19 protein-coding genes are annotated in these 21352 nt (G+C 52.9%); 18 read left to right on the forward strand and 1 reads right to left on the reverse strand.

Annotated features, from left to right (window positions below; translation table 11 throughout):
• Positions 1 to 19: 19 nt before the first annotated feature.
• Positions 20 to 835 carry an undecaprenyl-diphosphate phosphatase gene (locus ACN0IC_RS05200; RefSeq protein ID WP_416877708.1) on the reverse strand — a complete coding sequence of 272 codons (816 nt, stop codon included), beginning with the start codon at positions 833 to 835 and terminating at the stop codon, positions 20 to 22.
• A 291-nt stretch (positions 836 to 1126) separates the two neighbouring features.
• Between ACN0IC_RS05200 and ACN0IC_RS05205 the strand changes: the two genes are divergently transcribed.
• The 18 genes from ACN0IC_RS05205 (at position 1127) to nuoL (ending at position 21351) form a co-directional block, all read left to right on the forward strand.
• Complete coding sequence (locus ACN0IC_RS05205) at positions 1127 to 2560, forward strand: NAD(P)-dependent oxidoreductase (RefSeq protein ID WP_416877709.1); 1434 nt, start codon at positions 1127 to 1129, stop codon at positions 2558 to 2560.
• Positions 2561 to 2564: 4 nt separating this feature from the next.
• Positions 2565 to 2963: a GFA family protein gene (locus ACN0IC_RS05210; protein ID WP_416877710.1), complete on the forward strand. Its 399-nt coding sequence runs from the start codon at positions 2565 to 2567 to the stop codon at positions 2961 to 2963.
• 19 nt (positions 2964 to 2982) lie between these two features.
• Positions 2983 to 7497, forward strand: coding sequence for a glutamate synthase large subunit (gltB, locus tag ACN0IC_RS05215; protein ID WP_416877711.1), 4515 nt, complete (start codon positions 2983 to 2985; stop codon positions 7495 to 7497).
• A gap of 108 nt (positions 7498 to 7605) precedes the next feature.
• Positions 7606 to 8304, forward strand: a complete 699-nt coding sequence (locus ACN0IC_RS05220) for an SDR family oxidoreductase (protein WP_416877712.1) — start codon at positions 7606 to 7608, stop codon at positions 8302 to 8304.
• A 218-nt stretch (positions 8305 to 8522) separates the two neighbouring features.
• A complete protein-coding gene (ndhC, locus tag ACN0IC_RS05225) occupies positions 8523 to 8888 on the forward strand; it encodes an NADH-quinone oxidoreductase subunit A (protein ID WP_415809367.1) in 366 nt (121 codons plus the stop codon).
• Between the two features lie 9 nt (positions 8889 to 8897).
• Positions 8898 to 9470: a NuoB/complex I 20 kDa subunit family protein gene (locus ACN0IC_RS05230; protein ID WP_415809366.1), complete on the forward strand. Its 573-nt coding sequence runs from the start codon at positions 8898 to 8900 to the stop codon at positions 9468 to 9470.
• Positions 9471 to 9495: 25 nt separating this feature from the next.
• Positions 9496 to 10089, forward strand: coding sequence for an NADH-quinone oxidoreductase subunit C (locus tag ACN0IC_RS05235; protein WP_416877713.1), 594 nt, complete (start codon positions 9496 to 9498; stop codon positions 10087 to 10089).
• Positions 10089 to 10517 carry a hypothetical protein gene (locus tag ACN0IC_RS05240; RefSeq protein WP_416877714.1) on the forward strand — a complete coding sequence of 143 codons (429 nt, stop codon included), beginning with the start codon at positions 10089 to 10091 and terminating at the stop codon, positions 10515 to 10517. The genes ACN0IC_RS05235 and ACN0IC_RS05240 overlap by 1 nt, the downstream gene beginning before the upstream one ends.
• Before the next feature lie 48 nt (positions 10518 to 10565).
• A complete protein-coding gene (locus ACN0IC_RS05245; RefSeq protein WP_416877715.1) occupies positions 10566 to 11762 on the forward strand; it encodes an NADH-quinone oxidoreductase subunit D in 1197 nt (398 codons plus the stop codon).
• Between the two features lie 12 nt (positions 11763 to 11774).
• Positions 11775 to 13007 (forward strand): NADH-quinone oxidoreductase subunit NuoE, encoded by a 1233-nt coding sequence (gene nuoE, locus ACN0IC_RS05250; RefSeq protein WP_416877716.1) that lies wholly within the window; start codon positions 11775 to 11777, stop codon positions 13005 to 13007.
• Positions 13008 to 13009: 2 nt separating this feature from the next.
• Entirely contained in the window at positions 13010 to 14317 is a 1308-nt protein-coding gene (gene nuoF, locus ACN0IC_RS05255) for an NADH-quinone oxidoreductase subunit NuoF (RefSeq protein ID WP_416877717.1), read from the forward strand.
• A 2-nt stretch (positions 14318 to 14319) separates the two neighbouring features.
• On the forward strand, positions 14320 to 14586 hold the full coding sequence (locus ACN0IC_RS05260) for a hypothetical protein (RefSeq protein ID WP_416877718.1): 267 nt from the start codon (positions 14320 to 14322) through the stop codon (positions 14584 to 14586).
• On the forward strand, positions 14583 to 16685 hold the full coding sequence (nuoG, locus tag ACN0IC_RS05265; RefSeq protein ID WP_416877719.1) for an NADH-quinone oxidoreductase subunit NuoG: 2103 nt from the start codon (positions 14583 to 14585) through the stop codon (positions 16683 to 16685). The genes ACN0IC_RS05260 and nuoG overlap by 4 nt, the downstream gene beginning before the upstream one ends.
• Before the next feature lie 8 nt (positions 16686 to 16693).
• Positions 16694 to 17782, forward strand: coding sequence for an NADH-quinone oxidoreductase subunit NuoH (nuoH, locus tag ACN0IC_RS05270; RefSeq protein WP_416877851.1), 1089 nt, complete (start codon positions 16694 to 16696; stop codon positions 17780 to 17782).
• Between the two features lie 11 nt (positions 17783 to 17793).
• Positions 17794 to 18282, forward strand: a complete 489-nt coding sequence (gene nuoI, locus ACN0IC_RS05275) for an NADH-quinone oxidoreductase subunit NuoI (protein WP_416877720.1) — start codon at positions 17794 to 17796, stop codon at positions 18280 to 18282.
• 50 nt (positions 18283 to 18332) lie between these two features.
• A complete protein-coding gene (locus tag ACN0IC_RS05280) occupies positions 18333 to 18935 on the forward strand; it encodes an NADH-quinone oxidoreductase subunit J (protein ID WP_416877852.1) in 603 nt (200 codons plus the stop codon).
• 9 nt (positions 18936 to 18944) lie between these two features.
• Entirely contained in the window at positions 18945 to 19271 is a 327-nt protein-coding gene (nuoK, locus tag ACN0IC_RS05285) for an NADH-quinone oxidoreductase subunit NuoK (protein WP_416877721.1), read from the forward strand.
• Between the two features lie 4 nt (positions 19272 to 19275).
• Positions 19276 to 21351: an NADH-quinone oxidoreductase subunit L gene (nuoL, locus tag ACN0IC_RS05290; RefSeq protein ID WP_416877722.1), complete on the forward strand. Its 2076-nt coding sequence runs from the start codon at positions 19276 to 19278 to the stop codon at positions 21349 to 21351.
• Position 21352 lies beyond the last annotated feature (1 nt).

A 21352-nucleotide genomic window follows, 5' to 3' on the forward strand; every position in this document is an offset into this window, starting at 1 on the left:
ACTTTTAATTCATAAAGGCTTAGGCGGAAAAAATCCAAATCAAGAGAGCACTACCCAAAACCAGACGGTAGAGCATGAAGGGGAGCATGCCGATACGGCTGATCCATTTCATGAATAAAGAGATGCAGGCAAAGGCGGCCACAAAGGACAGAGCGGCCACCCAGAGTCCGTCTGTCAGGCTTGCGCCAGCTAGTTCGCTGTTAGTGGCGCCTGCTAGGCTGTATAGGGCAAACAAGCCGCCTACGCCAATGATGGGCAGGCTCATCAGCATGGAGAAACGGGCGGCTTCGACGCGGGTCAGACCCATGGCGCGCGCAGCCGTCATGGTAATGCCCGAACGGGATGTTCCGGGAATAAGGGCGACGGCTTGCGCGAGGCCGAGCCCGAAGGCGCCTTTCCAGGTCAGGTCTTCGGTTGTGCGTGTTTCTTTTCCCCAGACGTCAGAGAGCCAGAGCAAAACCCCAAATACGATTGTCGTGATCGCAATGATGAGAGGCGACCGAATAGCCTCGTCCCACCCGCCTAAACGTAAAATCGCACCAAGCAGCAGGGCAGGCGGTGTCGCGATGATCAGGTTTAGCGCTAAAACCGAGTCCGTATTGAGCCGGCGTTTCAGCAGATCCATCAGGCCTGTCAAAATGGAGCCAACATCTTTGCGGAAATAGAGCAATACCGCAAAGAGCGATCCAAAATGTGCCATGACATCGATGAGAGGGCCCTGATCCCGCCATCCCAGGATTTTGGCGGGCAAAATCAGGTGTGCCGAGCTGGAAATTGGCAAGAACTCTGTCAGTCCCTGAATAAGAGCCAGTATTGTGAGATGTAGCCATGACATGATGTGTTTCTATGCCCTGAAGGTTACGGCTTTATTAGGGCGGCGGGGTGTCCGGCATGCGCAAAAGCGGCGTAAAATTGTCAAAAATCACAGGATTTTATCTCATGTAAGCTACAAAGTAGTTTTTGAGTGCAAATTAAGCGAAAGCAAAAAATTGTTAAAAAGTATATTATTAACATATGCCTAGGGGAAAAATAACTTTTAAATTTTATCAAAATTTGACAGATTGTCGCATCTTGCTCTTTTAGGTGGTTGTGTGTACAGAGAGCCCGAATATCAAGTGAGGGCCTCATGGCTAAGTCAAACAAAATGTTGAAATTTACCCAGACTGAGCGGGACATGCCTGCAAAAAGGGCGGCGACGGAACGACGTGACGATTTTTTGGAGATTTACGGCGATTACGTCGAAGCGAAAGCCGAGGAGCAAGCTTCGCGCTGTTCTCAGTGCGGCGTCCCGTTTTGCCAGAACCACTGCCCGCTTGAAAACAATATTCCCGATTGGCTTAAACTCACAGCAGAAGGCCGCGTCAAAGAAGCCTGGGAAGTCTCCAGCGCCACAAATAATATGCCCGAAATCTGCGGACGGATTTGTCCGCAGGACCGTCTGTGCGAAGGCTCTTGCGTGATTGAGCAGTCCGGCCATGGCACAGTGACAATTGGTTCGGTTGAGCGCTATCTGACCGACAAGGCATGGGAAGAAGAGTGGATAGAGCCTATCAAGCCCCTGCGTGAACGCGTTGGGAGCGTTGGAATTATCGGGGCAGGCCCGGCCGGACTAGCGGCCGCAGAGCAGCTTCGCCTTCAGGGGTGGCAGGTCACGGTTTATGATCGTCATGACCGGGCGGGCGGACTTTTGATCTATGGGATCCCGAACTTCAAACTGGAAAAGAAAATCGTGCAGCGCCGGACGAAGCGTCTGGAAGACGGCGGAATTGAATTTGTCATGAATTGCGATGTCGGGGTGGACATCACCTTTGATAAGCTTCGCGAAAAGCATCAGGCCGTTCTGATTGCAACGGGCGTTTACAAGGCGCGCGATCTGGAATGTCCCGGGAGCGGCGCCGAAGGCGTAAGTGCGGCTCTGCCTTTTCTGATAGACTCAAACCGGCGCGGCTTAGGGGATGAAGTGAGCGGCGAGACGGCAGAAGGCAGAAATGTCGTCGTCATTGGCGGCGGAGATACGGCCATGGATTGCGTTCGGACGGCCGTCCGTCAGGGCGCAAAATCCGTGACTTGTCTCTATCGCCGCGACCATGCTAATATGCCAGGCTCCCGGCGCGAAACAGCGAATGCGCAGGAAGAGGGCGTGACCTTTGAGTGGCTCGCGGCTCCCAAATCCATTCACGATGAGGGCGGAAAGACCAGCGCGGTCCGGGCCGATCGGATGCGCCTCGGCCAAAAAGACGCTTCAGGACGTCAGAGCCCGGAAGCCATTGAAGGGGCGGAGTTCGATGTGGAAGCCGATCTTGTCATCAAGGCTCTGGGCTTCTCGCCGGAAGATATGAAAGTCATGTCCGAAGAGCTGACCACAACGCGTTGGGGAACGGTGCGGGTCAATCCGCTGACGTTTGAGACCAATCTGCCAGGGGTTTACGCTGCCGGGGATATTGTTCGCGGCGCGTCCCTCGTTGTCTGGGCTATTCGCGAGGGCCGGGACGCAGCTGAGCACATGCACAAATATCTGCGTGATCTGGAGCGCGCTGAAACCAAAGTCGCGGCGGAGTAGGGCCATGACAAAATTAATCGGAAAATGTTTGTGTGGTTCAGTGCGCGTATCAGCCAAGGGCGGCGTCACAGATGTTGAAGCCTGCCATTGCGGCATGTGCCGACGTCAAAATGGCGGCGGGGCCTATTACGGCGTGCATTTTTCAGACGGCGTAATCTTCGAAGGAGAGAGTGCAAAATGGCTTTCAACATCTGAGTGGGGCGAACGCGGATTTTGTACAAATTGTGGGTCCACAATAGGTTGGCGAAGAAAAACAGCCCGCGACCAAGCCTCCGTTTCTGCTGGACTGTTCGACGATTTCGAAGCGCGGGTTGGACTTCATATCTTTACGGATGAAGGTCCTGCTTACACCACTATACCCCATGACGCGCCTCACAAAACCAGCGCGCAAGCCATTAAATAATTCAAGGAAAGCCAGAAACATGTCTGATTGGCTCAAAGATTACGAAACGAAACGTGACGCCCTGATTGCGGCAAACGCTTATGACCCTGAACATGAACGCGCCAATTGCGGCGTCGGATTAGTGGCCTCTATTGACGGCTCGCCCCGCCGGGACGTTGTCGAGAAATCCATTCAAGCGCTTAAAAACGTCTGGCACAGAGGGGCCGTTGATGCAGACGGGAAAACCGGAGACGGGGCCGGCATCCGTCTGGATATCCCGCAGGAGTTTTTCCGCTCTCAGGTTGAAAATACAGGACATAAAGCCAGCGCGGCCAAGATTGCCGTCGGAATGATTTTCCTTCCGCGGACTGATTTTACGGCACAGGAATCGGCGCGAACAATTGTTGAATCCGAGCTCCTCAAAGAAGGATTTTACATTTACGGATGGCGCCAGGTCCCGATCAATATAGACATTATTGGTGAAAAAGCCAAAGCTACACGTCCGGCTATTGAGCAGGTTCTATTTCGCGATCCGAAAGGCCGGAAAGGCAACGCCTTGGAACGCGAGCTTTATATCGTTCGCCGCCGCATCGAAAAACGCGTCATTGCCGAAGCAATCCCGAGTTTTTACATCTGCTCTCTCTCGGTTCAGACGGTTATTTATAAAGGCATGTTCCTCGCGCAGGATATTGATAATTTTTACACCGATTTGCAGGACGAGCGTTTCGTCTCCCGCGCCGCGATTTACCACCAGCGTTATTCTACCAATACTTTCCCGCAATGGTGGCTGGCCCAGCCGTTTCGGATGCTGGCACATAACGGCGAAATCAACACGCTGAAATCCAATACCAACCATATGAAAAGCCATGAAATCAAAATGGCCAATAGCGCCTTTGGTGACCGCGCCGAAGATGTGAAACCGATTATTCAAAAGGGAAGTTCTGACTCTGCCGCTCTGGATTCCGTTTTTGAACTCCTTGTCCGCGCGGGGCGGTCTGCGCCTATGGCAAAAACGCTTCTGGTTCCCGAAGCCTATTCCAAACGCGGCGATCTGATGCCGTCTTCCTGGCGGGCGCTATATGAGTATTGCAACGCCGTGATGGAGCCCTGGGACGGCCCGGCGGCTTTGGCCGCTTATGACGGGCGCTGGGTGATGGCCGGATTGGACCGCAATGGCTTGCGTCCTCTGCGCTATGCTATTTCCAATCAAGGCATTTTGGCCGTCGGATCAGAAGCCGGCATGTGCCCGATGGAAGAAAAGGATATTGTCCGAAAGGGCGCGCTCAAACCCGGCCGCATGATCGCCGTCGATTTGGAAGAGGGCAAATTTTATACCTCGTCCCAGATCATGAACGAGCTGGCTAAAAAGCGGCCCTATAAAAAATGGCTCGAAAAAGTCATCAATCTGGATGAAAAGCTCGCCGGTCCCGAACCTGAACCTGCCTTATCGGGTGAATCTTTGGCGCGGCGTCAGCTTTCCTGCGGTCAAACACTGGAAGATCAGGAACTCATCCTGACTCCGATGGCTGAAACCGGCAAAGAATCCGTCGGCTCCATGGGCGATGATACGCCTCTAGCCGTGCTGTCGGATATTTACAGGCCTTTATCGCATTATTTCCGCCAGAACTTTTCTCAGGTTACAAACCCGCCAATTGATCCCTTACGCGAAACACGGGTGATGGGGCTCAAGACCCGTTTTCGAAACCTTCGTAATATTCTGTCCGAGACAGGCGCGCAGACGAACGAAATGTATGTGCTCGACAGTCCAGTTCTGACGACCGGTATGTATGATCGGTTCGTCAAAATGGTGGGCGATAAAATCACTTTGATTGACTGTACTTTCCCGGTTCCTGAAGGCGAAGAGTCCGGCGGACGCGCTCTGCGTGATACGCTTCGGCGCATTCGCGAAGAAGCCAAAGACGCGGTGGCGCGCGGCGTCGAAAATATCGTTCTGACGGACGAAAATACGAATGAAACCCGCGCCGCGGCGCCTATGATCCTCTGTACCGGCGCGGTTCAAACGGCTCTGGTGAATGACGGATTGCGATCCTCTTGCTCCATCCTAGTCCGATCGGCTGAATGTCTCGACACGCATTATTTTGCCGTCTTGATCGGAGCAGGCGCGACCTGCGTAAATGCTTACATGGCGCAGGATTCTCTGATGGACCGCGTAAAACGCGGATTGTTGGATATGAGCGGCGACGAAGCGGTAGCGCAATATAAAGCGGCTATCGAAGGCGGCCTTCTTAAAATTATCTCTAAAATGGGCATTTCCGTTATCTCGTCTTATCGGGGCGGCAATAATTTCGAAGCCATGGGTCTGTCCCGCGCTCTGGTCGGCGCCAATTTCCCGGGCATGACAAGCCGGATTTCAGGTATCGGCTTGGCCGGTCTTGAGGCCAAAGTTTTGGAGGCTCATGAAAAAGCCTATGATAGCGCTGTTGTGCGCTTGCCTGTGGGCGGGCTTTACAGGGTTCGCGCGCGAGGGGAGCGTCACGCTTATAAGGCGGATATGATCCACATGCTACAGGAAGCTGTCGGACGCGAAGATTATAAGCTCTACAAACAATATGCCGAGACCGTGAATTCGGCGGACCCGATACAAATTCGGGACTTGCTGGACTTTCGGACGACCTCCAAATCTTTACCAGTTCGACGCGTCCAAAGCGTCAATGAAATCCGGCGGCGTTTCTGTACGCCGGGTATGTCGCTGGGCGCCTTGTCGCCGGAAGCGCATGGCACGCTGAACATTGCGATGAACCGGATCGGGGCGAAATCCGTCTCGGGTGAGGGCGGCGAAGATCGCGCCCGCTATAATCCATTGCCAAATGGCGATAATCCGAACTCTGCGGTCAAGCAGATTGCCTCCGGGCGTTTCGGCGTGAATGCGGAATATCTCAACCAGTGTTATGAAATTGAAATAAAAGTGGCCCAAGGCGCCAAGCCGGGGGAGGGCGGTCAGCTCCCCGGTTTCAAAGTCACGGAAATGATTGCGAAATTCCGAAACGCGACGCCGGGTGTGACCCTGATTTCGCCGCCGCCGCATCATGATATCTATTCCATCGAGGATTTGGCGCAGCTGATTTACGACCTGAAACAGATCAATCCGACTGCGCGTGTGGCCGTCAAACTTGTCGCGTCTTCCGGCGTTGGCACAATCGCCGCCGGGGTCGCCAAGGCTAAAGCAGATACCATCCTCATAGCGGGCCATAATGGCGGAACAGGCGCGTCCCCCAACACATCGCTCAAATATGCGGGTATGCCGTGGGAGCTCGGTCTCTCAGAAGCGCATCAGGTTCTGACACTGAACAATCTCCGAAACTCCGTCACGCTCCGGACAGATGGCGGGCTTAAAACGGGCCGCGACATCGTGATTGCGGCGATGCTCGGCGCGGAAGAATACGGTATCGGCACGCTCTCTCTCGTGGCGATGGGCTGTATCATGGTGCGCCAGTGCCATTCCAATACCTGCCCGGTGGGCGTTTGCGTTCAAGATCCGGCGCTTCGGGAGAAGTTCACCGGAACGCCGGAGAAAGTTATCAATCTGATGACTTTCATTGCCGAAGACGTGCGCGAAATTCTGGCCGAACTTGGGTTTGAATCGCTGGACGATGTAATTGGCCGTTCTGATCTGTTGGTACAGGTTAGCCGCGGCGCGGAAAACCTCGACGATCTGGACTTGAATCCGATCCTCGCACGGGTCGATAATGAACGGGTCAAGGATACGCGTTTGCAACGCGTCGAAGTGCCGAACTCTTTAGACGAAAAGATCGTCGCGGATGCAGGCCAGTTCTTTGAGCGCGGCGAAAAAACCTATCTGACTTACGGTATAGAAAACACGCACCGCGCCGTCGGCACTCGGACAAGTTCTCATCTTTACAAAACCTTTGGCGCGGACGGCGTCTCGGATGGACAGCTTACCGTACGGCTTCGTGGCTCCGCCGGGCAGTCTCTGGGCGCGTTCGGCATGAAAGGCTTGCGCCTCGTCTTGGACGGCGACGCCAATGACTATGTCGGCAAGGGGCTTTCAGGGGCAGAAATTATCGTCTCCCCACAAGGTCACACACCGATTGACTGGCATAGTAGCGCCATTATCGGGAATACCTGCCTTTACGGAGCAACCAAAGGCCTCTTGATGGCAGCGGGCCGGGCTGGAGAGCGTTTCTGTGTCCGCAATTCCGGCGCTGTCACCGTCGTGGAAGGCTGCGGCACAAATGGCTGTGAGTATATGACGGGTGGCATCGCGGTTATTCTTGGCTCTGTCGGAGACAATTTCGGCGCCGGCATGACAGGCGGTATGGCCTATGTCTATGACGCCAAGAAACGGTTTGAGAAGGCCGTCAATCCGGACAGTGTTGTCTGGCAGCGATTTGGCTCAGAGCATTACGAAGAGGAATGCAAGAACCTTATCCGCCGCCATGCCGAGCTCACAGGGTCGGAATTTTCGGAAAAACTCCTCTCGGAATGGGAATTCGAACGCGCCAATTTTTGGCAGGTCATTCCAAAGGAAATGCTGACGCGTCTGGAGGTGCCTCTGATGGACGCGGCGGAGTAATTTTTTCAAGAGAGAAGGGTTTTAAAGACCTCACTTCGGGTTCTGCAGACAGTTGTCGGAACGTTCTCGGTTTTCTCTGGTTCATTTAAGGAACCACAGGAGAAAATCATGAGCGATCAGAATAAAACACAGACCATTTTCATCACAGGCGCGTCGTCCGGTATCGGCAAAGCCACGGCGATACGGCTCGGAAATGAAGGCTGGAATGTCGCGCTCGCCGCGCGGTCTGTTGACGAACTTGAAAAGATTGCTTCCGAATTGCCAGAGGGAAAATCGCTTGTGCTGGATTGCGACGTGACCAATTCGGCTCAAGTAGAAAAATGTTTTGAAATCGCCAATGACACATTCGGCCAGATCGACGCCGTCTTTGCCAATGCGGGGACGGGCGGCAAACCCGGCGGGTTTTCCGAGGCGCCGCAGGACAGCTGGCAGGCGATTGTCGATATAAATATTATGGGCCTCGCCAAGACGATTCAGGCCGCTTTGCCGTATATCAAAAAGGCTGAGGGTCATGTCGTGGTGACAGGCTCCGTGGCAGGGCGCCGCTATCTGGATGGATCCATGTATTCCGTTTCCAAACATGCGGCGAACGCGCTCGCATATAATTTGCGAGGTGAATTAAAAGGGTCGGGATGTAGAGTGACCCTTATCGAGCCGGGCATGGTCGATACGGCCTTTTTCGACGATGAGAAGCCCGACGCGCTAAGGCCGGACGATATTGCCAGAGCCGTAACCTATGCTGTCTCCCAGCCGAAAACAGTTGAGGTCGGGGATATGCTCATTCTGCCGGTGACAAAAGACGCTTAATAAGAGCTCTCTAAGCCTTTCTTTTATTGCGACTTATTCGCATATTTAGTGTAATTGTCGCAGTGGAAAAGCTGTGGTTTTCACGTTAAAGGACTGTTGCAATCTGGTGGCCGCATCTCTAGGTTCCGCCCGATTGTGGACATTGTGTAATCGTGAGTCCCGGACACTTTCAGGTCTCGCTTTCAGGTCGAATTTTAAGACAAGTAATAAGAGCTGTCATGAACGAGTTTTTACTGGAATATCTACCGGTTATTATCCTTTTTGCGATCGCCACGGCTCTAAGTCTTGTGTTTTTGGGTGCGGCCAAAATTTTTGCGCCGTCCAACCCTGATGCCGAAAAAATCTCGACTTATGAATGCGGATTTAATGCGTTTGACGATTCGCGGATGAAATTTGACGTGCGCTTTTATCTCGTCGCAATCCTCTTTATCATTTTCGATATCGAGGTCGCCTTCCTCTTTCCCTACGCCGTGACACTTGATCAGGTGGATTTCTGGGGTTGGGCCGTTGTGATGATTTTCCTCGCGGAATTGGCGGCGGGCCTGGCTTATGCATGGCAGCGCGGCGCACTGGATTGGGAATAGGAGAGGACTATGGCTATCCTGACACCCGAAAATAATTACGGCGAAGCGGCCCGGGACATGGGCTCGCCCGCTTATGACCCTAAAAAACATGACCCATTTTTCGATGGGCTGAGCAATCAGCTGGCCGATAAGGGATTTATCACGGCTGCCTCCGACGATCTCGTCACCTGGGCGCGTACGGGGTCCTTGATGTGGATGACGTTTGGTCTGGCGTGCTGCGCGGTGGAAATGATGCAGGCGTCCATGCCGCGTTATGATGTCGAGCGCTTTGGCTTTGCCCCGCGCGCCTCCCCTCGTCAGTCGGACGTTATGATCGTCGCGGGAACGCTCACGAACAAAATGGCGCCGGCGCTTCGTAAAGTTTACGACCAAATGCCGAACCCGCGCTATGTCATCTCGATGGGGTCCTGCGCCAATGGCGGTGGCTACTATCATTATTCCTACGCCGTTGTACGCGGCTGTGATCGGATCGTGCCTGTTGATGTCTATGTGCCCGGCTGCCCTCCAACAGCCGAAGCTCTCGTTTACGGTATCCTGCAATTGCAGAAGAAAATCCGCCGCGAAGGCAATATTCAGCGCTAGTCGTTGAGAGCGGAAGAAAGACAAGATGGAAGACCTAAGAGACCATATCATCGACCAAATGGACGATGCCGTAAATTCTGCGGAAATTGCGTTTGGAGAGCTGACGATCAATGCGCGCCGCGCTGAGGTCGTCAAGGTCATCACATTTTTGCGAGATGATCCAATTTGCAAATTTACGTCTTTGATTGATATTTGCGGCGTGGATTATCCCGCGCGCGAGCGCCGCTTTGACGTCGTCTACCACATGATGTCTATGGCGCATAATACGCGTATCCGTATCAAGGTGACGACAGACGAGGAAATCCCGGTTCATTCCGTGGCCGAAGTCTTTCCAAATGCCAATTGGTATGAGCGCGAAGCTTTCGACATGTACGGTATCGTCTTTGACGAGCATCCCGATATGCGCCGCCTGCTGACCGATTATGGTTTTGAAGGGTATCCCTTGCGCAAAGATTTCCCGCTCTCCGGCTTTGTCGAAGTCCGCTATGACGAAGAGCGTAAATCTGTGGTCTATGAGCCGGTCAACCTCCCGCAGGAATATCGGAGCTTCGATTTCATGAGCCCCTGGGAGGGCGCGAAATATATCCTCCCTGGCGACGAAAAAGCGGGGGATGCGTAATGCGGACTTCTTCTGTTATATTTTGTTTGTTTGCAGTTTTATTTTCATTGGACTCTGCATTTGCGGACGATACTTTTACGCATACTGCTATTTTAGCGGAATCAAATGATTACCCCACCATACATAGTTGTTTTCTTGCAATTAGTTTTGTCAAAGAGGTTCGGTCTAAATCTTTAGATGTATCATCTATCGAACTTTTAAAGATCGAAGGTTTACACGATGATTTTGGTCGTGCTCTTGATTTGATAGCGACAGAATCCAGATTTGCGAAGTCCTATGATGGTGTTCCTGCTTGGGTTTCTGATGCTGAAAGTGATGCTGAGATGATTAGAGGGAATCTTTCAGAATTTAAATATTGTATGGCTTTACATAAAATTGCTTTGCTTGAGTCTGAGTTGTCTAATTTGAAGATGGGCGTTGTCAAATGACTCTTGAGCCCCCCCCACTAAGCACGATCCACGCCATGGAGGCATTACATGGCAAGCACTGAAGCTATCCTCGAAGGTGATGACCGTAATTTCACCATTAATTTCGGCCCGCAGCATCCTGCGGCCCATGGTGTGTTGCGCCTTGTTCTTGAGCTTGAGGGCGAGATCGTCGAGCGCGTCGATCCGCATATCGGTCTACTTCATCGCGGTACAGAAAAGCTGATCGAGCATAAGACGTATCTTCAGGCGCTGCCTTATTTTGATCGTCTCGACTATGTTGCGCCGATGAATCAGGAGCATGCTTTCTGTCTTGCGATCGAAAAGCTCGCCAATATCGGTGTGCCTCGACGTGCGCAGTTTATCCGCGTGATTTATTCCGAAATCGGACGTATCCTCTCGCATCTTTTGAATATCACGACACAGGCTATGGATGTCGGAGCCCTGACGCCGCCGGTCTGGGGTTTTGAAGAGCGTGAGAAGCTCATGGTGTTCTATGAACGCGCCTGCGGCTCCCGTATGCACGCCAATTATTTCCGTCCGGGCGGGGTGCATCAGGATTTGCCTGAGGCCTTGCTGAATGATTTGGCTGTATGGTGTGAGCAGTTCCCGCAAAAGCTCAAGGATATTGAAACGCTGCTAACCGAGAACCGGATTTTCAAGCAGCGGAATGTCGATATCGGCGTGGTGTCCAAGCAGGACTGCTATGATTGGGGCTTTTCCGGTATTATGGTTCGCGGCTCCGGCATTCCCTGGGATCTGCGCCGCACTCAGCCTTACGAAGTTTATTCAGAACTCGATTTCAAAATCCCGCTCGGTAAAAACGGCGATTGCTATGACCGCTATCTCTGCCGCGTGGACGAGATGTATGAATCCGTTAAAATCATGCAGCAATGTCTCGAAAAAATGCCAAATGGCCCGGTTATGACCGAAGACAATAAGGTCGTGCCGCCGCGCCGCGCTGTGATGAAGCAGAGCATGGAAGCGCTCATCCATCACTTCAAGCTCTATACTGAAGGCTTCCATGTCCCGAAAGGCGAGGTTTACACCGCCGTGGAAGCGCCGAAGGGCGAGTTCGGTGTTTATCTGGTCTCGGACGGGTCGAATAAGCCGTACCGCTGTAAAATCCGCGCGCCGGGCTTCCCGCATTTGGCTGCCATGGATTATCTAAATAAAGGGCATATGCTCGCCGATGTTTCAGCGATCCTTGGATCGCTTGATATCGTGTTCGGAGAAATTGACCGATGAGTGGAGTCTCTCATGAGTGCTAGGCGTCTTGCCATAAGACAACCTGACGAGTTTTCAATCTCCGCCAAGGCGAAGAAAGAAATCGAAGAGTGGGTGGCCAAATATCCTGACGGGCGGCAGCGCTCGGCCCTGATTCCGGCGCTCTGGATTGTTCAGAAAGACGGCGACGGCTGGCTGCCGGAGAAGGCTCTGCGCTTGGTCGGCGATATGCTCGGCATGGCCTATATTCGCGTTTACGAAGTCGCGACCTTTTACACCATGTTCAATCTCAAGCCCGTTGGTACGCATTATGTGCAGCTTTGCGGCACGACGCCGTGCTGGCTGCGGGGGTCTGACGATTTGAAAGCAATGCTTAAGCGCAAAATCGGCGCGCAAAACACGCTTTCAGAAGACGGCAAGCTGTCCTGGCTGGAAGTCGAATGTCTTGGCTCTTGCGCTAATGCGCCCATGGTTCAGATTTCCAATTCCGAAAGTGATCATTATTACGAGGATTTGACCGCAGAGTCTCTTGAGGCTGTGCTCGATGATCTGGTGGCCGGAAAATCACCTAAACCAGGATCGCAGAGCGGTCGGCACACTTCTGAGCCGGAAGGCGGCGCGTTGACCCTGAAAGGTCACGCGCCTTATCACACAACCAAAATGGTTCAGCTTCCCAATGCCGATAAAAAGGCAAAGCTCAATTATTATGAATGGGACCCGAAAGAAAGACGCGCCACACGCGGCGGTTGGGTTGATCCGAAGCTAAAAGCCAGCCGGGATCCGAAAAAACGCGGCGACAATGTTGGTAAAGACTTGTCCGAAGGTCTGGTGGATGAAGAACCCTTCGCCGGAAAACCCGCGCGGGCCTCTAAAACGGCGCCGGAACGGATGACGAAAGATGAGACCGAGGCCAAGGCAAAGCAGAAAAAGGATATTCAGCTTCTCTACGAAGACGGCCCGACAGATGGTCCCAAAGATGATTTGAAGAAAATCAAGGGTATCGGCCCTGCCTTCGAGCGCGATCTGAATGAAAAAGGCGTTTATTACTATCGCCAGATCGGCGCTTGGAAGGCAGCAGACGTCAAAAAAGTTGAAGAGACAGTCAAAAAATTCCCAGGCCGAATTAAGCGTGACGGGTGGGTCAAACAGGCAAAAGACTTGGACCGTGAATTGAAAGCCGCCGAGAAGAAAGCCGGGACAAAAAAGCCTGCAAAGAAAAAGCCGGCCAGCAAGAAAACAACGGCCAAAAAGAAGGGTAAAGCATAACCATGGCAAATCTCCTTCAGGATAAAGACCGGATTTTCACGAACCTTTACGGACTTCAGGACTGGAGCCTCGACGCCGCGCGCGATCGCGGGGCATGGCTCGGCACCGAAGCGATTTTATCGCAAGGGCGCGACTGGATTATCGATCAGGTGAAATCTTCCGGTCTTCGTGGACGCGGCGGTGCGGGCTTCCCGACAGGCCTAAAGTGGTCCTTCATGCCGAAAGAAGTCGGTAAACGCCCGCATTATCTGGTCGTCAACGCTGATGAATCAGAGCCCGGATCCTGCAAAGACCGCGATATGCTCCGCCATGAACCGCATTTGCTAATCGAAGGCTGTCTTGTGGCGTCCTTCGCCATGCAGGCTCATGCCTGTTACATCTATGTACGCGGTGAATATATTCTAGAGCGTCAGCGCCTCCAGGCCGCCATTGATGAAGCCTATGCAGCCGGACTTGTCGGTAAGAATGCCTGCGGCTCCGGCTGGGATTTCAATATCTATATACATCACGGCGCAGGGGCCTATATTTGCGGCGAAGAGACAGCTTTGCTGGAATCTCTTGAAGGCAAAAAAGGACAGCCACGCTTGAAGCCGCCCTTTCCGGCAGGCGCCGGTCTTTATGGCTGCCCGACAACGGTCAATAATGTTGAGTCTATCGCGGTTGTTCCGACAATCCTGCGCCGCGGCGTGGAGTGGTGGACGCAATTTGGCCGTGACAACAATAAAGGGACGAAGGTTTTCTCGATTTCGGGTCATGTCAATAAGCCCTGCAATGTTGAGGAAGCGCTTTCCATCCCGATGAAAAAGCTGATCGAAACCTATGCCGGCGGCGTGCGCGGCGGATGGGACAATCTGAAATGCGTTATTCCGGGCGGCTCCTCTGTTCCGCTCTTGCCGAAAGAGATTTGCGATACGGTCCTGATGGATTTTGACGCGCTACGCGAAAATCAATCCGGTCTCGGAACGGCGGCGATGATCGTTATGGATAAATCCACCGATGTCGTCAAAGCGATTGCGCGGATTTCCTATTTCTACAAACATGAAAGCTGCGGTCAGTGTACGCCGTGCCGCGAGGGCACAGGCTGGATGTGGCGCGTCATGGAACGTATGGTACGAGGCGAGGCGGAAACGTCCGAGATTGATATGCTGCTAGACGTGACGAAACAGGTCGAAGGCCACACAATCTGCGCCCTCGGCGATGCGGCGGCTTGGCCAATTCAAGGTCTTATCCGTCACTTCCGCCACGAAATCGAAGAGCGCATCGATAATTACCGCGTCAATAAACCTGTCTTTGTCGAAGCGGCGGAGTAGGTATGGTTGAGAACACTCAGGATATGATTTTACCTCTTCTGCACCAGATCAATGGCAAGTTGACGAGAATTGAGCAGCGTCTCGACAACCTCGAAGACGGTCAGCGGAGCATGAATGTTCGAATGACTAATCTTGAGAGAGGCGTATCGGAAGTGAACCATCGTTTGGATACATTTCATGTTCGATTGGAACGTATCGAAAAAATACAGCACCTTACCGAAAATTCCTTAATGGAACAATCTGAAGACTTTGAAGGCCCGGACGCATGAGCGATCTACGCAAAATCAATATTGATGGCACGGAATATGAAGTGCCCGGCGAATACACGCTGATGCAGGCCTGCGAAGAGTATGGCGGCGCGGAAATTCCGCGTTTCTGCTATCATGAGCGCCTGTCTGTGGCCGGTAACTGCCGTATGTGCCTCGTCGAATGGGAAGGCGCCCCTAAGCCGCAAGCCTCTTGTGCCTTACAAGTCAAAGACCTTCGCCCGAACCGCGACGGCACGCCTGCCAATATTCGCACCAATTCCGAAGTGGTGAAAAAAGCGCGCGAAGGCGTCATGGAATTCCTGCTGATTAACCACCCGCTCGATTGCCCGATTTGCGATCAGGGCGGCGAATGCGATCTACAAGACCAGGCTATGGCCTATGGCCGCGATAGCTCTCGTTTCGAAGAGAATAAACGCGCGGTCGATGATAAATTCATGGGCCCCTTGGTCAATACGATCATGACCCGCTGCATTCAGTGTACGCGCTGCGTCCGCTTCGTCACCGAGGTCGGCGGCGTGCAGGAAATCGGCATGGCCTCTCGCGGCGAAGACGCCGAAATTACGACCTATTTGGAACAATCGCTGACCTCCGAGCTTTCCGGCAATGTGATTGACCTTTGTCCAGTTGGCGCGCTGACATCCAAACCCTATTCCTTTAACGCCCGCCCTTGGGAACTTGAAAAAGTTGAATCCGTCGATGTAATGGACGCTGTTGGCTCCAATATCCGCGTCGATAGCCGCAACGGAGCTGTGCTGCGTATTCTTCCTGTTGTAAATGACGACGTGAATGAAGAATGGATTTCCGACAAAACCCGTTTCGTCTGGGACGGTCTGGCGCGTCAGCGTCTCGACAAACCCTATATTCGCGAGAACGGGAAATTCCGCTCCGCGAGCTGGGATGAAGCCCTCGCTTTAGCAGCCGAAAAAATGTCCGACGACCCCGAAAAAATCGGCGTGATTGCTGGGGACATGTGCGACGCGGAATCCATGAAAGCGATGAAGGATCTCAGCGATACGCTGGGCCTTAAGAACATTGATTGCCGCCAGGACGGATCTGTTTTGGGCGGCGGTGCAAGACAGAGCTATTTGTTTAACACAACCATCTCCGGCATCGAAAAGGCCGATGCTGTATTGTTGATCGGAACAAATCCGCGCCATGAAGCACCTCTGGTGAATACGCGTATCCGTAAAGCCTGGCTGACTGGAAACACCGAAATAGGTATGATCGGCGAAACGTCTGATCTGACCTATGATTATGAACATGTCGGATTGTCAGCAGCTGATGTTGGCAAGTTTTCGAAATCGCGCTCCGGCTTTGCAAAAGCTTTCAAGGCCGCGAAAAACCCGGTTGTTATTGTCGGCTCTGCGGCCCTTCGTGGCAAAGACGGCGCGGCTCTACTCAATGCTATCGGCGCAATGTCCTCCAAAATTGTACGCGAAGACTGGAATGGATTTAATGTCCTCCACACGGCCGCGTCTCGCGTGGCCGGTCTCGATATGGGCTTCCTTCCGGGAGAGGGCGGCAAATCTACAAACGCTATTCTCGACGCTGCCGCGTCCGGCGAAATCGAAACTGTTTACCTCATGGCGGCGGATGAGCTGGACACGTCCAAGCTGAAAGACGCCTTCGTCATTTACCAAGGCCACCACGGTGATGCGGGCGCACATGTCGCCGATATCATCTTGCCAGGGGCGGCTTACACGGAAAAAGACGGAATTTACGTCAATACAGAAGGCCGCGTCCAACTCGGCTACCGCGCCGTGGCCCCAAAAGGGGAGGCGAAAGAAGACTGGGCAATCCTTCGGGCGCTTTCGGGGCATCTGAAACAGGTTCTCCCCTATGACAATATCCATGTCCTTCGGGAAAAACTGTTTGCCGATCATCCAACCTTCCTAAGTCTGGATACGGCGCCAGGAGCGGCAGAGGCCGCCTCTTTCGACCCAAGTAATTTGGGCGAAAAAGGAGAGTTGTCCAGCGAGCCGTTGAAAAACCCAATCGAGGATTTCTACCTGACAAACCCGATTGCGCGGGCGTCTAACGTCATGGCGGAGTGTTCTGCTGTGATTGCAGATGAAGATATTAAAGTGGCGGCGGAATAATGGCTGACATGATGACAATAATGGCAACAGGTCCGTTTTGGGGGGATTTGTCTCCGCTCGTCTGGTTTGCTCTGAAATTTCTGCAAGTTCTTGGATTTGTTCTGGTTTTGGCCTTGCTTGTGGCCGCACTTGTTCTGGCTGACCGCAAAATCTGGGCGGCGGTTCAAATGCGCCGCGGGCCGAATGTGGTGGGGGCGTTCGGCCTCCTGCAGACCATTGCCGACGCCTTGAAATTCTTCTTCAAGGAAATCGTTGTGCCGTCGGGTTCAGACAAGTTTCTGTTTATTCTAGCCCCTGTATTGACGCTCGTTATGGCCTTTCTGGCGTGGGCTGTGGTGCCCGTTGCGCCCGGCTGGGTGATTTCCGATATCAATATCGGTATTCTCTATATTCTGGCGATCAGCTCCCTCGGCGTTTACGGTATTATTATTGGCGGCTGGGCGTCCAACTCCAAATACCCGTTTATGGGCGCTCTGCGTTCGGCCGCACAAATGGTCTCGTATGAAGTGTCCATCGGCTTTATTATTCTGACGGTTATTTTCCTGACAGGCTCTATGAACCTCACGGAAATCGTCAATTACCAGGCCGGCGGATTATTTAACTGGAATATGTTCCGTCTGAACCCGCTTGGCGAGTTCGGGGTCTGGAATCTGCTTCTATTCCCCGTCATGTTCTATATGGGCATTCTGTTCTTTATCTCGGCTCTCGCCGAAACCAATCGTCCGCCGTTTGATCTCCCAGAGGCGGAATCGGAACTTGTGGCCGGTTATCAGGTAGAGTATTCCTCTACGCCTTTCCTGATGTACTTCTTCGGCGAATACGTAAATATCATGCTGCTTTGCTCGGTCATGACTGTCTTGTTCTTCGGAGGCTGGCATGCGCCCCTGGATATTGGCATTCAATTCGTGCCGCCAATTTTATGGTTTCTTTTGAAGACGGCGTTTCTGTTCTTCCTGTTTGCGATGGTGAAAGCCATCGTGCCCCGTTACCGCTATGATCAGTTGATGCGGCTGGGATGGAAAGTCTTCCTCCCGACTTCACTGGTCGCGGTTGTTTTTGTGTCCACCTTCGTCGTATTCCTCGGCGATAAAATTTAGGAGTGGCTGATATGTCCCGTATCAAACAAGCCATTCGTGGCGCCCTGTTGCTGGAATTCGGCAGTGCGTTCGTCTTGGCGATGAAATATTTCTTTCGTCCCAAAGTGACGATTAACTACCCGTTCGAGAAGGGGCCAATCAGCCCGCGATTTCGCGGTGAACATGCGCTTCGCCGCTATCCAAGCGGGGAAGAGCGCTGCATTGCCTGCAAGCTTTGCGAAGCGATTTGCCCGGCCCAGGCGATCACGATTGAGGCCGAGCCTCGCCCTGACGGATCCCGCCGGACGACGATCTACGATATCGATATGGTCAAATGTATTTATTGCGGTCTGTGCCAGGAAGCCTGCCCAGTCGATGCGATTGTCGAAGGCCCGAACTATGAATTCGCGACGGAAACGCGCGAAGAGCTATACTACAACAAAGAGAAGTTACTGGCGAATGGGGATCGCTGGGAACATCAAATCGCAAAAAATCTGGCCTTAGACGCTCCCTATCGTTAAAGCCGCCCAAAAGGAACTCAGCTGAGTCTCACTCTGCTAAAGGACTTGTCATCGTGTTAACTGCCCTTTCATTCTATTTGCTCTCGGCTGTCGCCGTCGCAGCGGCCTTTATGGTCGTGGCCAGTCGCAATCCGGTGCATTCCGTTATGTATCTGATCCTGACGTTTTTCTCTGCCGCAGGCCTCTTCATTCTGATGGGCGCCGAGTTTCTCGCCCTTCTACTCGTGTTGGTCTATGTTGGGGCGGTTGCTGTTCTCTTCCTTTTTGTTGTCATGATGCTCGATGTTGATTTCGTCGAGCTGAAACAGGGGTTTCTGAGCTACCTCCCGATCGGGGCCGTGGTTGCGATTGTCCTGCTTTTGGAAATGGTTCTGGTCGGCGGCGCTTACATGGCCGGTGAAACCCAGACCGTTGTCGAACGCGGGCAGGAACTCTCTAATCTGGAGCGTTTCGGAGCCGTTCTATACACAGAATATGCCGGTCTTTTCGAAGCGGCGGGTATTGTTCTGCTCGTGGCAATGATAGGCGCAATCGTTCTCACCCTGCGTGACCGCGCGGGTGTTCGGAAGCAAAACGCCATGGATCAAATGGGCCGAACTCGTAAAGACGGCGTAGAGCTGGTCGATATCGAGCCTGGTCAAGGTTTAGGGTAGGAGCGCATTATGACTATCGGGCTATCCCATTATCTTATCGTTGCCGCCATATTATTCACTATTGGTGTCTTCGGCATTTTCGTAAACCGTAAAAACGTCATCATCATCCTAATGTGTATCGAGCTTATTCTGCTCGCAGTGAACATCAATTTCGTCGCCTTTTCGACCCACATGGTTGAAACGGCCACAAGCAATCCGATGGCCGGGCAGATTTTTGCCTTGTTTATCCTGACGGTTGCGGCGGCAGAAGCAGCCGTCGGTCTCGCCATTTTGGTGGTTTATTTCCGTAACAGAGGGAACATCGCGGTCGAAAATATCGACCTGATGAAGGGCTAGGGACATGTATCATCTAATTGTCTTTCTGCCGCTATTAGGCGCAGCTCTTGCGGGCTTGATGGGCACGCGTCTGGGCAGGCAGCTTCTGCCGGAAAAACCCTCCATGCTTATCACAACGGCGCTCCTGTTTGTGTCCGCCGCCTTGTCTTGGGTGTCTCTCATTCAAGTGGGGATGGGGCATAAGGAACTGGAAATCACGGTTCTGCGCTGGATGGATGTCGGCGGTCTGCAGGCAAATTGGGCCTTTAAAATCGATACGCTGACGGCGGTTATGCTGGTCGTTGTGAATACGGTCTCCTCGCTCGTTCACCTTTATAGCTGGGGCTATATGGAAGAGGACGAGTTCAAACCGCGCTTCTTTGCCTATCTGTCTCTCTTTACCTTTGCGATGTTGATGTTGGTCACATCCGACAACTTCATTCAGCTTTTCTTCGGCTGGGAAGGCGTGGGACTCGCCTCTTATCTGCTGATTGGGTATTACTATAAAAAACCGTCTGCCAATGCGGCAGCGATCAAAGCCTTTGTCACGAACCGGGTTGGGGATGTTGGTCTGGCCCTCGGCGTCATGACGATCTTCCTCGTCTTTGGCTCTGTCGAGTTTGAAACCGTTTTTAACGCCATTGGAGATAATTCAAATCGCGTTCTGTCATTCCTCGGCATGCAATTTAACGCAATGGAATTGATCGCGTTTCTTCTCTTTATCGGCGCGATGGGCAAATCCGCTCAGTTCGTTCTTCATGTTTGGCTGCCCGATGCGATGGAAGGTCCAACCCCTGTTTCGGCGCTTATCCATGCCGCGACAATGGTGACCGCCGGTGTGTTCCTCGTTTGCCGCGCCTATCCTATTTACGATGCCGCGCCGATGACCTCCGGTTTCATCACAGCGATTGGCGCCTTTACAGCGCTTTTTGCGGCGACCGTGGCCTTGGTTCAGAACGATATTAAACGCGTGATCGCCTATTCAACCTGTTCCCAGCTTGGGTATATGTTCTTTGCGGCCGGGGTGGGCGCCTATAACGCGGCGATGTTCCACCTCTTTACCCATGCCTTCTTTAAGGCCTTGCTCTTCCTTTGCGCGGGATCCGTTATCCACGCGCTTCATCACGAACAGGATATGCGCCGTATGGGCGGCATTCGAAAGAAAGTGCCGTGGACCTATATCACCATGATTATCGGGACATTGGCGATTACAGGTATTGGTATACCAGGTACCTCTATCGGTTTTGCCGGTTTCTTCTCCAAAGACGCGATTATTGAAGCGGCTTATTCCGGCTCTGCCGAGAGCAATGCGGCGGCTTTCGCCTTCTGGGTCGGCTTGGTCGCGGCGCTGATGACAAGTTTCTATAGCTGGCGTCTTATCTTCATGACGTTCCACGGAAAGTTTCGCGGCGATCACCATACGCTGGATCACGCACATGAGAGCCCCTGGGTTATGCGTCTGCCACTTGTCGCTCTGAGTATTGGGGCTGTCTTTGCCGGCGCGGTTTTCTATTCCTTCTTTATGGGCAATGCCGGAGACTTCTGGCACGGCGCCCTTCCGATTGCGGCCGGAGAGCATCACGCCGCAATCGCACCGGAAAATCTATATGCCATGGCACCGGGTTCCGCGACAGATGCCACTCACGCAGAGCCCACGCCTGGCGGCCTGTTTGGTTGGCTCTTTGCCAAAGTGCATGGTTATCCGTTCTGGGTACTCCTCTTGCCGTTGGTCATGTCTGTGACTGGTTTCGTCATTGCCTGGTTCATGTATATGCGCGGTTCGGTCGAAGAGAAAATCAGCCACGTTCAGGAAACAGGCGGCGGTCCGCTCTACAATTTCCTATTGAACAAATGGTATATTGACGAGCTTTACAACGTCACTGTCGTGAAGCTTGTGAATTTCCTGGGCGATAAATTCTGGAAAGTCGGTGATGAGAAAATCATTGACGGCTACGGCCCGGACGGTGTTGCCAAATTTGCTTCAGGGGCGGCTAAGCGCCTGTCTAAAATCCAAACAGGCTATTTATATCACTATGCCTTTATCATGTTGTTGGGAGTCGCTGTGCTGATTGTCGTGGCATTCCGCGGGGTAGGAGGCTGAT

Origin of the sequence: Litorimonas sp., assembly GCA_029936425.1 — a bacterium.
In the GTDB taxonomy this organism is placed as follows: Bacteria; Pseudomonadota; Alphaproteobacteria; order Caulobacterales; family Maricaulaceae; genus Litorimonas.

Coding starts and splice junctions, on each gene's coding strand:
- ACN0IC_RS05260 (WP_416877718.1), top strand. CDS start 14,320: ATGGTTGAGAACACTCAGGATATGATTTTACCTCTTCTGCACCAGATC.
- gltB (WP_416877711.1), top strand. CDS start 2,983: ATGTCTGATTGGCTCAAAGATTACGAAACGAAACGTGACGCCCTGATT.
- nuoL (WP_416877722.1), top strand. CDS start 19,276: ATGTATCATCTAATTGTCTTTCTGCCGCTATTAGGCGCAGCTCTTGCG.
- nuoH (WP_416877851.1), top strand. CDS start 16,694: ATGATGACAATAATGGCAACAGGTCCGTTTTGGGGGGATTTGTCTCCG.
- ACN0IC_RS05240 (WP_416877714.1), top strand. CDS start 10,089: ATGCGGACTTCTTCTGTTATATTTTGTTTGTTTGCAGTTTTATTTTCA.
- nuoK (WP_416877721.1), top strand. CDS start 18,945: ATGACTATCGGGCTATCCCATTATCTTATCGTTGCCGCCATATTATTC.
- ACN0IC_RS05235 (WP_416877713.1), top strand. CDS start 9,496: ATGGAAGACCTAAGAGACCATATCATCGACCAAATGGACGATGCCGTA.
- nuoE (WP_416877716.1), top strand. CDS start 11,775: ATGAGTGCTAGGCGTCTTGCCATAAGACAACCTGACGAGTTTTCAATC.
- ACN0IC_RS05230 (WP_415809366.1), top strand. CDS start 8,898: ATGGCTATCCTGACACCCGAAAATAATTACGGCGAAGCGGCCCGGGAC.
- ACN0IC_RS05205 (WP_416877709.1), top strand. CDS start 1,127: ATGGCTAAGTCAAACAAAATGTTGAAATTTACCCAGACTGAGCGGGAC.
- nuoI (WP_416877720.1), top strand. CDS start 17,794: ATGTCCCGTATCAAACAAGCCATTCGTGGCGCCCTGTTGCTGGAATTC.
- ACN0IC_RS05200 (WP_416877708.1), bottom strand. CDS start 835: ATGTCATGGCTACATCTCACAATACTGGCTCTTATTCAGGGACTGACA.
- ACN0IC_RS05220 (WP_416877712.1), top strand. CDS start 7,606: ATGAGCGATCAGAATAAAACACAGACCATTTTCATCACAGGCGCGTCG.
- ACN0IC_RS05210 (WP_416877710.1), top strand. CDS start 2,565: ATGACAAAATTAATCGGAAAATGTTTGTGTGGTTCAGTGCGCGTATCA.
- ndhC (WP_415809367.1), top strand. CDS start 8,523: ATGAACGAGTTTTTACTGGAATATCTACCGGTTATTATCCTTTTTGCG.
- nuoF (WP_416877717.1), top strand. CDS start 13,010: ATGGCAAATCTCCTTCAGGATAAAGACCGGATTTTCACGAACCTTTAC.
- nuoG (WP_416877719.1), top strand. CDS start 14,583: ATGAGCGATCTACGCAAAATCAATATTGATGGCACGGAATATGAAGTG.
- ACN0IC_RS05245 (WP_416877715.1), top strand. CDS start 10,566: ATGGCAAGCACTGAAGCTATCCTCGAAGGTGATGACCGTAATTTCACC.